Origin of the sequence: Chelatococcus sambhunathii (assembly GCF_001418005.1) — a bacterium.
Classification (GTDB): Bacteria; Pseudomonadota; Alphaproteobacteria; order Rhizobiales; family Beijerinckiaceae; genus Chelatococcus_A; species Chelatococcus_A sambhunathii.
In genome coordinates, this window is record NZ_LIOL01000005.1 from 247,369 (window position 1) to 260,537 (window position 13,169).

Annotated in this window: 12 protein-coding genes; 5 read left to right on the top strand and 7 right to left on the bottom strand. The window is 67.9% G+C overall.

Annotation, left to right across the window (positions count from 1 at the left end; genetic code table 11):
• Nucleotides 1-28: 28 nt before the first annotated feature.
• Entirely contained in the window at nucleotides 29-1,567 is a 1,539-nt protein-coding gene (gene amaB, locus ASC46_RS12225; protein WP_055459575.1) for an L-piperidine-6-carboxylate dehydrogenase, read from the bottom strand.
• A 162-nt stretch (nucleotides 1,568-1,729) separates the two neighbouring features.
• On the opposite strand from amaB, the gene ASC46_RS12230 reads away from it, so the two are divergent.
• Complete coding sequence (locus tag ASC46_RS12230; protein ID WP_055459655.1) at nucleotides 1,730-2,653, top strand: LysR family transcriptional regulator; 924 nt, start codon at nucleotides 1,730-1,732, stop codon at nucleotides 2,651-2,653.
• Nucleotides 2,654-2,788: 135 nt separating this feature from the next.
• Nucleotides 2,789-4,018: an NAD(P)/FAD-dependent oxidoreductase gene (locus ASC46_RS12235; protein WP_055459576.1), complete on the top strand. Its 1,230-nt coding sequence runs from the start codon at nucleotides 2,789-2,791 to the stop codon at nucleotides 4,016-4,018.
• Nucleotides 4,019-4,024: 6 nt separating this feature from the next.
• Here the strand turns inward: ASC46_RS12235 and ASC46_RS12240 are convergent, their stop codons facing one another.
• The 3 genes from ASC46_RS12240 to ASC46_RS12250 all read right to left on the bottom strand — a co-directional run bounded on the left by ASC46_RS12240 (nucleotide 4,025) and on the right by ASC46_RS12250 (nucleotide 6,693).
• Nucleotides 4,025-4,471, bottom strand: a complete 447-nt coding sequence (locus ASC46_RS12240) for a carboxymuconolactone decarboxylase family protein (protein WP_072249501.1) — start codon at nucleotides 4,469-4,471, stop codon at nucleotides 4,025-4,027.
• A 94-nt stretch (nucleotides 4,472-4,565) separates the two neighbouring features.
• Nucleotides 4,566-5,489: a sigma factor gene (locus ASC46_RS12245; RefSeq protein ID WP_072249494.1), complete on the bottom strand. Its 924-nt coding sequence runs from the start codon at nucleotides 5,487-5,489 to the stop codon at nucleotides 4,566-4,568.
• A gap of 25 nt (nucleotides 5,490-5,514) precedes the next feature.
• Nucleotides 5,515-6,693, bottom strand: coding sequence for a fumarylacetoacetate hydrolase family protein (locus ASC46_RS12250; protein WP_055459577.1), 1,179 nt, complete (start codon nucleotides 6,691-6,693; stop codon nucleotides 5,515-5,517).
• Between the two features lie 149 nt (nucleotides 6,694-6,842).
• Between ASC46_RS12250 and ugpB the strand changes: the two genes are divergently transcribed.
• From ugpB to ugpE, 3 genes are all read left to right on the top strand, one after another.
• A complete protein-coding gene (gene ugpB, locus ASC46_RS12255) occupies nucleotides 6,843-8,156 on the top strand; it encodes a sn-glycerol-3-phosphate ABC transporter substrate-binding protein UgpB (RefSeq protein ID WP_245280538.1) in 1,314 nt (437 codons plus the stop codon).
• Between the two features lie 67 nt (nucleotides 8,157-8,223).
• The gene (gene ugpA, locus ASC46_RS12260; RefSeq protein ID WP_055459579.1) at nucleotides 8,224-9,108 is read left to right on the top strand and encodes a sn-glycerol-3-phosphate ABC transporter permease UgpA; all 885 of its coding nucleotides are present in this window, start codon (nucleotides 8,224-8,226) and stop codon (nucleotides 9,106-9,108) included.
• A gap of 12 nt (nucleotides 9,109-9,120) precedes the next feature.
• Entirely contained in the window at nucleotides 9,121-9,972 is an 852-nt protein-coding gene (gene ugpE, locus ASC46_RS12265) for a sn-glycerol-3-phosphate ABC transporter permease UgpE (protein ID WP_055459580.1), read from the top strand.
• A 303-nt stretch (nucleotides 9,973-10,275) separates the two neighbouring features.
• Here the strand turns inward: ugpE and ASC46_RS12270 are convergent, their stop codons facing one another.
• The 3 genes from ASC46_RS12270 to ASC46_RS12280 are packed head-to-tail and all read right to left on the bottom strand — an operon-like array spanning nucleotide 10,276 to nucleotide 13,136.
• Nucleotides 10,276-11,532 carry an allantoate amidohydrolase gene (locus ASC46_RS12270; RefSeq protein ID WP_055459581.1) on the bottom strand — a complete coding sequence of 419 codons (1,257 nt, stop codon included), beginning with the start codon at nucleotides 11,530-11,532 and terminating at the stop codon, nucleotides 10,276-10,278.
• A gap of 50 nt (nucleotides 11,533-11,582) precedes the next feature.
• Nucleotides 11,583-12,332, bottom strand: a complete 750-nt coding sequence (locus tag ASC46_RS12275) for an SDR family NAD(P)-dependent oxidoreductase (RefSeq protein ID WP_055459582.1) — start codon at nucleotides 12,330-12,332, stop codon at nucleotides 11,583-11,585.
• A 36-nt stretch (nucleotides 12,333-12,368) separates the two neighbouring features.
• Nucleotides 12,369-13,136 carry a glucose 1-dehydrogenase gene (locus ASC46_RS12280; RefSeq protein ID WP_055459583.1) on the bottom strand — a complete coding sequence of 256 codons (768 nt, stop codon included), beginning with the start codon at nucleotides 13,134-13,136 and terminating at the stop codon, nucleotides 12,369-12,371.
• Nucleotides 13,137-13,169 lie beyond the last annotated feature (33 nt).

Genomic DNA, 13,169 nt, shown 5'->3' on the forward strand with positions numbered 1-13,169 from the left:
CGGGAGGGAGAAGATTGCGCCCAGTCGCTCACGCGTCCACGTCGAAGGTCACGCCCTGCGCCAGCGGCAGGGCCGTGCCGTAGTTGATGGTGTTGGTGGCGCGGCGCATGTAGGCTTTCCAGGCGTCGGAGCCCGCCTCGCGGCCGCCGCCCGTCTCCTTCTCGCCGCCGAAGGCACCGCCGATCTCCGCGCCGGAGGGGCCGATATTGACGTTGGCGATGCCGCAGTCGGAGCCTTCCGCCGAGACAAAGCGCTCGGCCTCGCGCATGTCGAGCGTGAAGATGGAGGAGGAGAGACCGGCGCCGACGCTGTTGTGCAGGGCGATCGCCTCTTCGAACGTGTCGTATTTCACCACGTAGAGGATGGGCGCGAAGGTTTCGCGTAGCATCGGGCCGCTCTGGCCCGGCATCTCGACGAGGGCCGGGCGGGCGTAATAGGCCTCTTCGCCGCCGATGCCGGCGACGCGCCCGCCGCCGTGCACCGTGGCGCCGAGGCTCTTCGCCTCGGCGAGCGCCTTCTCCATGCCATCGAAGGCGGCCTTGTCGATGAGCGGGCCGACGAGCGTGCCCTTCACGCGCGGATCGCCGATGGCGACGTTGCCGTAGACCTTGGCGAGGCGCGGCACCAGCTTGTCATAGACGCTGGCATGGACGATGAGCCGGCGCAGCGTCGTGCAGCGCTGGCCCGCCGTGCCCATGGCGGCGAAGGCGATCGCTCTCAGTGCAATGTCGAGGTCGGCCGAGGGGGCGACGACGGCGGCGTTGTTGCCGCCGAGCTCCAGGATGGCGCGGGCGAAGCGCTCGGCGAGCTTCGGGCCGACCTTGCGGCCCATGGCGGTGGAGCCGGTGGCCGAGACGAGCGGCACACGCTCGTCGGCGACCAGGGCCTCACCCGCCTCGCGGCCGCCGATGATGAGTTCGAAAAGCCCCTCCGGCACGCCGCCGAAGCGCTTGGCGGCCCGTTCTGTGATGGCGGTCACGGCGAGCGCGGCGAGCGGTGTCTTCTCGGACGGCTTCCAGATCACCGGGTCGCCGCAGATGAAAGCGAGCGCGGCATTCCACGACCAGACGGCGACGGGGAAGTTGAAGGCGGTGATGACGCCGACGGGGCCGAGCGGATGCCAGGTCTCCATCATGCGGTGGTGCGGCCGCTCGGTGGCGATGGTGAGGCCGTAGAGCTGGCGCGAGAGGCCGACGGCGAAATCGCAGATGTCGATCATCTCCTGCACCTCGCCGAGGCCTTCGGAGACGATCTTGCCCGCTTCCAGCGTCACCAGGAGGCCTAGGTCCTCCTTGGCGGCGCGCAGCTCCTCGCCGAGGAGGCGAACGAACTCGCCGCGCCGCGGCGCCGGAACCCTGCGCCATTCGGCGAAGGCCTTTTCGGCGCGGTCGACGGCCGCGCGGGTCTCGGCGGCGCCGGCCTCCCGGATGTGGGCGATGATTTCGCCGGTGACGGGCGAGCGGGCGGCGAGGCCCGTCGAAGCGAAGGCGGTGTCGGACACGCCGAGGCGCTTCAGAATGGCGAGCGCTTCCTCGCGGGCGGAAGCGGCGGCGGTGTGAACGGTCATGTCTCTTCCCGGAGCGTTGTGCGGCCCCTGCCTCAATCCGGTGAGGCGGCCGCCGTCTGATGCATCGCGGATGCGGGTCTCGTCGTCGCGACAGGATGGCGGTTTCATGTCCGCGTTTCAAACGATATGTTCTCACGAGTTCATGAAGAAACGGAATGAATGATGCGCGACGTTCAGCAGCGCCTCGCTCTGCCTTCGCTGACGGCGCTCGCCGCTTTCGAGGCGGCGGCGCGGCACCTGTCCTTCACCAAGGCGGCTGAGGAGCTCAACCTGACGCAGGGTGCCGTCAGCCGACAGGTGGCGGCGGTGGAGGCACAGCTCGGCCTGAAGCTTTTCGAGCGGGTGCGCCAGCGCGTGGTGCTGACAGCGGCCGGCAGCGCCTATGCCGGGGAGGTGCGCGAAGCGCTGGCGCGGCTCACCGCCGCGACGGTCAATGCCATGGCCTTCCGCGGGGCGGGCGGCATCCTCGATCTCGCCATTCTGCCGACCTTCGGCACGCGCTGGCTGATCCCGCGGCTGCCCGGCTTTTTCCAGCGCCATCCGGGCGTCACCATCAACTTCGCCACGCGCATCCTGCCGTTTGACTTCGCGCGCGAAGGGTTCGACGCGGCGATCCATTTCGGCGAGGCGGTATGGCCCGGCGCGCGCATGCACCGGCTGATGGGCGAAGTGATCGTGCCGGTGGCGAGCCCGGCGCTCGTCGCCCGCCACGAACTCGCCGAGGTGGCGGACGTTCTCACTGTTCCATTGCTGCAACAGGCGACGCGGCCACGTGCCTGGGGCCTGTGGCTTGCAGCCCAGGGGCTCTCGGCCGACAGGGCGGTCATGGGCCCGCGTTTCGAGCAGTTCGCCATGGTGGCGCAGGCGGCCGTCGCCGGCCTCGGCCTCGCCATCGTGCCGCGCTTCCTCGTCGAGGACGAATTGCGCGCCGGCGCCCTCGTCGTGCCCTTCGAGCGGCCGATCACGAGCGAGGAGGCCTATTATCTCGTCTATCCGGAGGAGAAGGCCGACCGCCCGGCGCTTGCCGCCTTTCGCGACTGGCTTCTGGCGGAGTGCGGGACGGAAACGGCCGGACGGACGGAGTGAGGGATATTGCCCTGTGCAGCTGCGACAGCCGCAGCCCATGGACAAGCCACGTCGCATGCGGCAATCATGCGGGCTGCTCATGAAGCAGCCACCCCGCAACGCTTCGCCTCCGCTCATTTCGGCGCTGCCAGGATCATGTCCCAGACCCCCAATCGTTCCACCCCAGAGACCGCCGACGTCGTCATCGTCGGCGGCGCGGCGATGGGCTCCTCCGTCGCCTTCCATCTCCTGTCCGATCCCGCCTTTTCCGGTCGCGTGCTCGTGATCGAGAAGGATCCGACCTATGCGCGCTCGGCATCGGCGCTGTCGGCGGCCTCCATCCGTCAGCAGTTCTCGAGCCCGGTCAACATCCGCATCTCGCTCTACGGCGTCGCCTTTCTGCGCGACATAGGCGCGCGCCTTGCCGTCGGCGACGAGCGGCCGGTGATTGATTTCACCGAGGGCGGCTATCTCTATCTTGCGGCGACGCCCGAAGGGGCCGAGACGCTCGCCTGCAACCACGCGGTGCAGGAAGCCGAGGGCGCCGACATCGTCCTGTTCGATGCCGCTGGTCTCAAGGACCGATTCCCGTGGCTCGTCACGGACGATCTCCTTGCAGGGGCCTGGGGGCGCAGCGGCGAGGGTTGGTTCGACGGTTGGGGCCTGCTGCAGGCCTTCCGCAAGAAGGCGCGGGCGCTCGGGGCCGAGTATCGTACCGGCGAGGTCGCCCGTCTCGAGCGGCAGGGCGGCCGCGTCGTCGCCGTGCACCTTGCCGATGGCAGCCGCATCGCCTGCGGCGCAGTGGTCGATTGCGCGGGCTCGGACGGGCGGCGCATCGCCGCGAGCGCCGGCATCGACATCCCCGTCCATGCCAGGAAGCGCTATGTCTTCAGCTTCACCTGCAAGGGGCCGGTCGACAACTGCCCGCTGATGATCGACACCTCCGGCGCCTACGTGCGGCCCGAGGGGCACCGCGGCGCCGACGGGCAGATGTTCATCTGCGGCATCTCGCCAGAGCCCGAGGCCGATCCCGAGTGGGACGGCGATGCGGAGACCGTCGACTGGTCGCTGTTTGAGGAGGTGATCTGGCCGGCGCTCGCCATGCGCGTGCCCGCCTTCGAGCACATCCGCCCCGGCCGGGCCTGGTCCGGCCCCTACGACATGAACCTCCTCGACCACAACGCCATCGTCGGCCGTGCCGGCGAGGTCGAGAACCTCTTCCTCGCCAACGGCTTCTCCGGCCACGGCCTGCAGCAGGCCCCCGCCGTCGGCCGCGGCATCGCCGAGGAGATCGTGCACGGGCGCTTCGTGACGCTCGACCTCTCCGACCTCGGCTACGGCCGCATCCTCGCGCAGCGGCCGCTGCGCGAGGCGAACGTCATCTGAGGTCGATCAGACCGGCGCGTGCTGGGTGCCGAAGCCGACCGCGATGCGGTTCCAGAAGTTGATCATGGCAAGGAGCGCCGTCAGCGCGACGACCTCCTTCTCGGAGAAATGCTCGTCGAGGGCGGCCGAGGCCCGGACGAGGGCGGCATGGTCGTCCATGCGTGTCATCGCTTCCGCATAGGCGAGGGCGGCGCGCTCGCGCGCATCGAAGGCGGGCGATTCCCGCCATGTCGGCAGGAGATAGAGCCGCTCCGGCTTCTCGCCGTATTTCTTCACCGCATCGCCGCCGTGCATGTGCACGCAATAGGCGCAGCCGTTGATCTGCGAGGCGCGCGTCTTCACCAGCTCGACGAGCGTCATGTCGAGGCCGAGCCCCTCGATGTCGCCGTTGAGCCGGCGCGCCGTGGCGAAGACGTCGGGGATGATACCGTAGGCGTTGATGGTTCTCGTCATCATGTGCTCCTGTGCACGGCCGAGCGAGGCCGCATGCCCTTGAAGACGCTGCACAGGGACGCCTTGTGACAGGGAAGCCGCAAAAAACTTCGGCTCAGCCGTCCGCGGGCATGCGGACGAGCTTGTCCGGATTGAGCACGAAATAGATGGCCGTGATCCGCTCGCCGTCGCTCGCCGCCATCACGATCCGCACCGGGCGTTCCTCCTCGTAAGTGACGAACCCTGCTTCGCCGGCAAAGCGCGCCGGCCGGTCGACGCGGCCGCGGCCGAGCTTGCGGGCGACGCCCAGCACCAGCCGCACGATCCGCCCGGCGCCGCGCACGATGTTGCGGGCGGCAAGCACCTTGCCGCCGCCGTCCGACGTGATGGTGGCGTCCGGCGCGAGCAGGCCGATGAGCCGCTCGGCATCCCCGGCGGCGAGCGCGAGGCGGAATTCCTCCATGAGGCGCTCATGCCGCCGGCGGCGTGCCAGAACATCCCCCGGCGCTGCGGGGATCTGCCCGTCGCCGAGTCGTCGCCGCGCCCGGGCGACGATCTGCCGGCAGGCCGCCTCGCTGCGGCCGAGCACCTCGGCGAGGCGGGCATAGGGCATGTCGATGAGCGCGCGCAGCACGAAGGCGCAGCGCTCCACCGGGCCGAGGCGCTCTATCAGCACGAGGACGGCATAGGGCAGGTCGCCGGCGAAGGCGTCGCCGTCGTCGGGTCCCGTCCAGGGCTCGGGCAGCCAAGGCCCGTCATAGGCGGCGCGCTCGCGCCGTGCGGCCCGCAGCCGGTCGATGGCGAGCCGGCTCGTCACCGTGATGAGCCAGGCCTCCGGATTGTCGATTGCCCCGCCGGCGGCATGGAAGCGCAGGAAGGCATCCTGCACCACGTCCTCGGCGTCGCCCATCGTGCCGAGCATGCGATGGGCGATGGCAAGGAGCCGCGGCCGCACGGCGAGGAACGCGGCCGCTCCATCGTCTGCGATGGCATCGCCGGCGGCGTTCCCGGAGGCTGGCGGTCGGCGGTGCTGGTTCACGTCCGGTTCCGGTCCGCGGGGCGGCTCAGAGGAGGCCGCGCTTGGCGAGGTTGCGCATCAGCTGCCCGGTGCCGAAGGTCCACGGTGCGCAGTCCTGGCTGTGGCGCATGCGGTTGACGAGGCTGCCAAGCTGCGGGGCGGCGATGGTGACGACGTCGCCCACCTTGTGGGTAAAGCCCTTGCCCGGCGCATCGCGGTCCTCGACCGGCGCGAAAAGCGTGCCGAGGAAGAGCACCGCCCCGTCCGGATACTGGTGATGCCTGCCGATCATCTGAGCCGCGAGGTCGGCCGGGTCTCGGCTGATCTTCTCGATGGTGGAGAAGCCCTCCATGCGGAAGCCATCCTCGCCCTCGACGGTCAGCGTCACGTGCATGCGGCGCACGTCGTCGAGCGAGAAGCCGTCGTCGAAGAAGCGCAGGAAGGGGCCGACCGCACAGCTCGCGTTGTTGTCCTTCGCCTTGCCGAGGAGCAGGGCCGAGCGGCCCTCGACGTCGCGCAGGTTGACATCGTTGCCGAGGGTGGCGCCGACGATGCGCCCGTCCGAGGCGACGACCAGCACCACCTCGGGCTCGGGATTGTTCCAGGTGGAGATGGCGTGGATGCCGGCATCCGCTCCCGTGCCGACGCTCGACATGGGCTGGGCCTTGGTGAAGATCTCGGCATCCGGCCCGATGCCAACCTCTAGATACTGGCTCCAGGCGCCCTGGGCCACGAGCACCTCCTTGAGGCGCATGGCCGCGGGCGAGCCGGGCCTGAGGCGGGCGAGGTCATCGCCGACGAGGCGGTTGATCTCCTCGCGGATGGCCGCCGCGGCGTCCGCATTGCCACGCGCGCGCTCCTCGATGACGCGCTCCAGCATGGAGACGGCGAAGGTCACGCCCGCCGCCTTCACCGCCTGCAGGTCAATGGGCGCGAGGAGGTAGGGCCGGGTGGAATCACGCGTCGCCTCCACGGAATTGGCGAGGATGGCCTCGAGCGGACCCAATGATTCGCCCTTGGCGTCGCGCAGGGCGGCCGCAGGTGCGGAAGTTTCGCATAGGTCGCGCATCGTCGCGAAAGCGCGGCTGATATCGAAAACCTCGCCATCGCGGACGGTCACCACCGAAGGGCCGGCAACATCGGGCCGGAAGACGCGGCCGGCCAAGGCGGCCCTCGCAAAATCGGTCGGCAGGGTGGTGGCTGTGGAAAGGGTCAGGCCCCCCATGGATGCGCTCCTCGCTGAAGACTCAAATTTCGTTTCGCTTGCGTTTGTCGTCGATTATTCATTGAACTGTCATGTCATTGTCATGCTATGCTCGCTAGCAACGAAGAGAAGGGTCCCCGAGGGGGGCTCCGGGAGATGGGGAGGCTATCATGGCATCTCGTATTGTAACCATGGCAAGTGCGGCGGCTTTCATCGCCGCGGCAGGACCGGCTGCTGCCCAGACTGAAATCCAGTGGTGGCATGCCATGTCGGGCGCGCTCGGCGAGAAGCTCGAGAAGATCGCCAGCGACTTCAACGCCTCGCAGAGCGAGTACAAGGTTGTCCCGGTCTTCAAGGGCAGCTATCCGGAGACCATGACGGGCGCCATCGCTGCCTTCCGCGCCAAGCAGCACCCGACGATCGTGCAGGTCTTCGAGGTCGGCACGGCGACCATGATGGCGGCCAAGGGCGCCGTCTATCCCGTCTACAAGCTGATGGCCGACGAGAACGAGCCGTTCGATCCCAAGGCCTACCTGCCGGCGGTGACGGGCTACTACAGCGACACGCAGGGCAACATGCTGTCGTTCCCGTTCAATTCATCGACGCCGATCCTCTATTACAACAAGGATCACTTCAAGAAGGCCGGCCTTGACGAGAACACCCCGCCCAAGACCTGGCCGGAGGTGGAGGAGTTCGCCAAGAAGCTGCAGGCGGCGGGCATCGCGTGCGGCTTCACCACCCAGTGGCCGTCCTGGGTCCATGTCGAGAACTTCTCGGCCATGCACAACATCCCGCTGTCGACCGAGGCCAACGGCTTCGGCGGCCTCGGCACCGAGCTCAAGATCAACAACCCGACGCTCGAGAAGCACTGGACGGCGCTGGTCGACTGGCAGAAGTCGAAGATCTTCGACTACGGTGGCCGCCAGGGCAAGTCGGATCCCAAGTTCCTCTCCGGCGAATGCGCCATGACCTTCGCCTCCTCGGCGGCGCGCGCCAACATCATGGCCAATGCCAAGTTCGGCGTCGGCTACGGCATGCAGCCCTACTGGCCGGACGTGCAGGGCGCCCCGCAGAACTCCATCATCGGCGGCGCGACGCTCTGGGTCCTCGCCGGTCGTCCGAAGGAGGAATACAAGGGCGCGGCGAAGTTCTTCGCCTATCTGTCGAAGCCCGAGGTGCAAGCCTGGTGGCACCAGCAGACCGGCTACCTGCCGATCACCAAGGCCGCCTACGAGCTGTCGCAGAAAGAAGGTTTCTATGAAAAGAACCCGGGTTCCGACATCTCGATCAAGCAGATGAACCTCAACCCGCCGACCGACAACTCCAAGGGCCTGCGTCTCGGCAACTTCGTCCAGATCCGCGACATGATCGAGGAGGAACTGGAGAACGCGCTAACCGGCAAGAAGTCGGCGAAGGACGCGCTCGACGCGGCGGCGAAGCGCGGCAACGAGCTGCTCCGCCAGTTCGAGAAGTCCAACTCCTGAATAATGTAATGTAGAATGGCGGCGCCCGGACTGCATCGGGCGCCGCCCTGTTCCTTCTGGGGGGCCGATGCAGGCAAAACGGGTCACCTTCGGCGGCGGCATCGTGCCTTATCTGCTGCTTGCGCCGCAGCTTGCCATCACCATCATCTTCTTCCTGTGGCCCGCTGGCCAGGCGCTCTACACCTCGCTCTTTGCCGAAGACGCCTTCGGCCTGTCGCGCCAGTTCGTCGGCCTCGCCAATTTCGTCGCCCTGTTCGAGGATCCGAGCTACCGGTCGAGCTTCGCCATCACTGTGGTCTTCTCCGCGTCCGTCGCGGCCATCTCGCTCGGTCTCGGGCTCCTCTTCGCGCTCGCCGCTGACAAGGTGGGGCGCAAGGCGATGGTCTACCAGACGCTGCTCATCTGGCCCTATGCCGTGGCCCCGGCGGTCGCTGCCATCCTGTGGTGGTTCATGTTCGATCCGTCGGTCGGCGTGGTGGCGCGTGGTCTGCGGGCCATCGGCATCTACTGGAACCACCACCTCAACGGCACCGATGCGCTCATCATGGTCATTCTCGCCGCCTCGTGGAAGCAGGTGAGCTACAACTTCCTATTCTTCCTCGCCGGACTGCAGGCCATTCCGCGCACGCTTGTGGAGGCGGCGGCGCTCGACGGGGCGGGCCCCTGGCTGCGTTTCCGCAAGATCGTCTGGCCGCTGCTCGCGCCGACGACCTTCTTCCTGCTTGTCGTCAACATCGTCTACGCCTTCTTCGACACCTTCGGCATTATCCACGCGACGACCGGCGGCGGGCCCGGCCAGTCCACCACCATCCTCGTGTACAAGGTGTTCAAAGACGGCTTCGAATCGCTCAATCTCGGCGCTTCCGCCGCTCAGTCGGTGGTGCTGCTCGTCATCGTCATCGGCCTGACGGCGCTGCAGTTCCGCCATATCGAGCGCAAGGTCCATTACTGAGGGGGCGGGGACATGGTCGAATCCGGCCGCAAGCTGACTTTCGCCGCCCATGCGGCGCTCATCCTCGGCGTTGCCGCCATGGTGCTGCCGGTGTGGCTCGCCTTCGTGGCGTCCACCCATCCCGGCACGGACTTCCTCACTGGCCGCATCGGCTTTCTGCCGGGTGCGGCCCTCATCGCCAACTACAAGGAGGCGCTGTTTACCGGCTCCAGCGTCTCCGGCTTTCCGCCCGTCGGGCCGATGCTGTGGAACAGCTTCGTCATGGCCATGGCGATCGCCATCGGCAAGATCGCCATCTCGCTGCTGTCGGCCTTCGCCATCTGCTATTTCCGCTTCCCCTTCCGGGTCACGGCTTTCTGGCTCATCTTCATCACGCTGATGTTGCCGGTCGAGGTGCGCATCCTGCCGACCTTCGAGGTCGTGGCCAATCTCGGCATGCTCAACAGCTATTCGGGCCTCGCCATTCCGTTGATCGCCTCGGCGACGGCGACGTTCCTGTTCCGTCAGGTCTTCATGACTATACCAGACGAATTGACGGAAGCGGCGCGCATCGACGGGGCGGGGCCGCTACGCTTCTTCTGGTCCATCCTGATGCCGCTGTCGCGCACCAATATTGCCGCGCTTTTCGTCATCCTCTTCATCTACGGCTGGAACCAGTATCTGTGGCCGCTGCTCGTCACCACGGATCAGAGCTATTACACCATCGTCATGGGCATCCAGCGCCTCGCGGCCGCGGCGGCCGAGGCCGATCCCGTATGGCACCTCGTCATGACGACGACCATCCTCGCCATGCTGCCTCCCGTCGTGGTGGTCATTGCGATGCAGCGCCTCTTCGTGAAGGGGCTGGTCGAGACGGAGAAGTAGGCGGCGGCCCCGGCGGCGGGGTGCCGGCACGCGCCCCTCCCGACCGACCGCACGACCGTGGGCCATGAAAACGCGGATGGCCGGCTTGTGCATTGCGTGGATGCGAAGAGCGCGTAATCCGCACCGCTCGTCATGGCCGGGCTTGTCCCGGCCATCGACGCGTTTGGCGTTGCTCGCACTTTCAAGGTGCGGATGCCCGCAACAAGCGCGGCCATGACGACGGGACCGATGACAGACCGCTGACGAAGCACCTTTATGCGTTTCTAGCCGGACAGGGCGGCAGGTTCCAGCCGTTCCCTGCCCTCACCCGTTGCGCGCGGCAAAAGCCTTGATGGCGTCCACAAGGACGCGCACGGCGACATCCGCGTCGTCGACGGTGATCGACTCAGCCGGATTGTGACTGATGCCGCCTTTGCAGCGCACGAAGACCATTGCCGAAGGGCACAGGCGCGCCATGGCCATGGCGTCGTGGCCGGCACCCGACGGCAGGTGCCGCGCGCCGATGCCCTGGCCCGTGACGGCCGTCTCCAGCGCGCGCATCAGGCCGGCGTCCATGGCGGTGGCAGGGGCGTCGAAATAGAGGTCGAGATCGAGCGCCACATGGCGCCGGGCGGCGATGTCGCGCATCTCGGCCACCATTTCCTCGACAATGGCGTGGCGCACGGGATCGTCCGGCGCGCGCACGTCGAGCATGAAGTCGACGCGGCCGGGAATGACGTTGGAGGCGTTGGGCGCCACCTTGGCCATGCCGATCGTCGCGACGGTCGAGGGATCACGGGCGCCGATGCGTTCGACGGCGAGGTTCATCTCGCTCAGCGCGGCGAAGGCATCGCGCCGCAGCGCCATCGGCACGGTGCCGGCGTGGCCGGCCTCGCCCGTCACCACGCCGCGCGCCCGGGTGATGCCGTTGATCGCGCTGACGATGCCGACCGGCAGGTTCTCGCGCTCCAGCACCGGTCCCTGCTCGATGTGGAATTCGATGTAGCCCTTGACGGAGCTCGGATCGCGGCCGAGCTGCGTCACGGCCTCGGGGTCGCCGCCGAAGGCGAGCAGGGCCTCGCGCAGGCTCATCCCGTCGTAGTCCCTGCCATCGAGCCAGGCTCGGTCGTAGGTGCCCGCGATCGCCTGCGAGGTCGAGAGATTGGTGGGGAAGCGGACGTTCTCCTCGTCGCCGAAGGCCAGCACTTCGATGGCAAAGGGCATGCGCTCCCCGCGCCGGGCGAGCTCCTCGACGGCGACGATGCCAGCCAGCACCCCAAGCATGCCGTCATAGCTGCCGGCATCGACCACGGTGTCGATGTGCGAACCGACGAGGAGCGCGGGCGCGCCCGGCTCGATCCCCTCGTAGCGGCCGACGACAGTGCCGGCGGCGTCGATATGCGCGCTCATGCCCGCCGCCTCCATCATGCGCATCACCGCTTCGGCGGCGGCGCGATGGGCCGGCGACAGGTAGAGGCGCGTCAGGCGCCCCGGCTCGTCGGTATATTGATTGAGATCGGCGGCGAGCGTCATCAGGCGCTCGCCGAGCACGGTGGTGGGCAGGGGCGGCATGGCGATCATGGGGGTCAAGCTAGCGGGCCACGCCATGCCGCTCAAGCGCCATCAATAGATCAATAGGTGGCGCGCCCGCCGGACAGATCGAAGACGGCGCCCGTGGTGAAGCTGTTGTCCTCCGAGGCGAGGAAGGCCACCATGCTTGCTACTTCCTCCACCTCGACGAAGCGTCCGCGCGGGATCTTCGACAGCATGTATTCAATGAACTCCTCGCTCACCTGCTCGAGGATTCGCGTCTTGGCGGTGGCCGGCGTGATGCAGTTGACGGCGATGTTGCGGTCGGCGAGCTCCTTGCCGAGCGACTTGGTGAAGCCGATGACGGCGGCCTTGGACGCCGAATAGGCCGAGGCATTGGGATTGCCCTCCTTGCCGGCAATCGAGGCGACCAGCACGATGCGGCCGTAGTTGCGCGCGCGCATGCCGGGCACCAGCGCGCGGCAGCAATGGAAGGTGCCGTCGACATTGATCCGCTGCACGCGCGCCCATTCCTCGAGCGGGTATTCCCAGGCCTTGAAGGTTGGCCCGGCGATGCCGGCGCTGTTGACGAGGATGTCGACGGCCCCATGCGCCGCCTCCGCCGCCCTGGCGGCAGCCTCGACAGCGGCATAGTCGGTGATGTCGACGGCGCGGGCCGAGACGTCCGCGCCCATCTCCTTGGCTGTCGCTTCGGCCAGCGCGCCGTCACGGTCCCACAACTCGACGTGTTTCGCGCCGGAGGCCTTGAAGCGCTCGGCCACGGCTCGGCCGATGCCCTGGGCACCGCCCGTGACGACTGCCACACGCCCCTTCAAATCGATTTGATTCATGCGTTTCCTTCCCGGTTGTCACGTTTCAGCGCGAGATCAGAGCGAGGCGGTGACGCCGCCGTCGACATAGAGCACGTGGCCAGTCACGAAGTCCGAGGCCGGCGCGGAGAGATAGATGGCGGCGCCGGCGAGTTCGTCCACCTCGCCCCAGCGGCCGAGCGGCGTGCGCTTGGTCAGCCAGGCGGTGAAGTCGGCGTTCTCGACGAGGGCGCTGTTCATCTCGGTGGCGAAAAAGCCGGGGCCGATGCCGTTGACGCGGATGCCGTGGCGGCCCCAGTCCGCCGCCATGCCCTTGGTCAGCATCTTCACCGCGCCCTTGCTCGCGGCATAGGGCGCGATGGTCGGACGCGCGAGCTCGCTGATGACGGAGCAGATGTTGATGATCTTGCCGTAGCCGCGCGGGATCATGTGCCGCGCCGCCGCCTGGCCGACGTAATAGACGCTGTCGAGATTGGTGTGGATGATCTGGTGCCAGTCCTCGTCGGCGAAATCCTCCAGCGGGGCGCGGCGCTGGATGCCGGCGTTGTTGACGAGGATGGTGAGCGGCCCGACCTCATGCTCGATGCGGGCGACGCCCTCGCGCGCCGCCGTGGCGTCGGTCACGTCGAACGGCATCGCCACCGCCTCGCCACCCGCCGCGCGGATGAGCCCGGCCGCCTTGTCGAGCTTGGCCGCGTCACGGCCGTTGAGGACGACGCGCGCGCCCGCCGCGGCAAGGCCGCGGGCGATGGCGAGCCCGATGCCCTGGCCCGAGCCCGTGACGAGGGCCGTCCGGCCCGACAGATCGAAGATCGATAGTGTCATCCCACCTCCCCCGTCAGTGGCATCCGCCGCCGT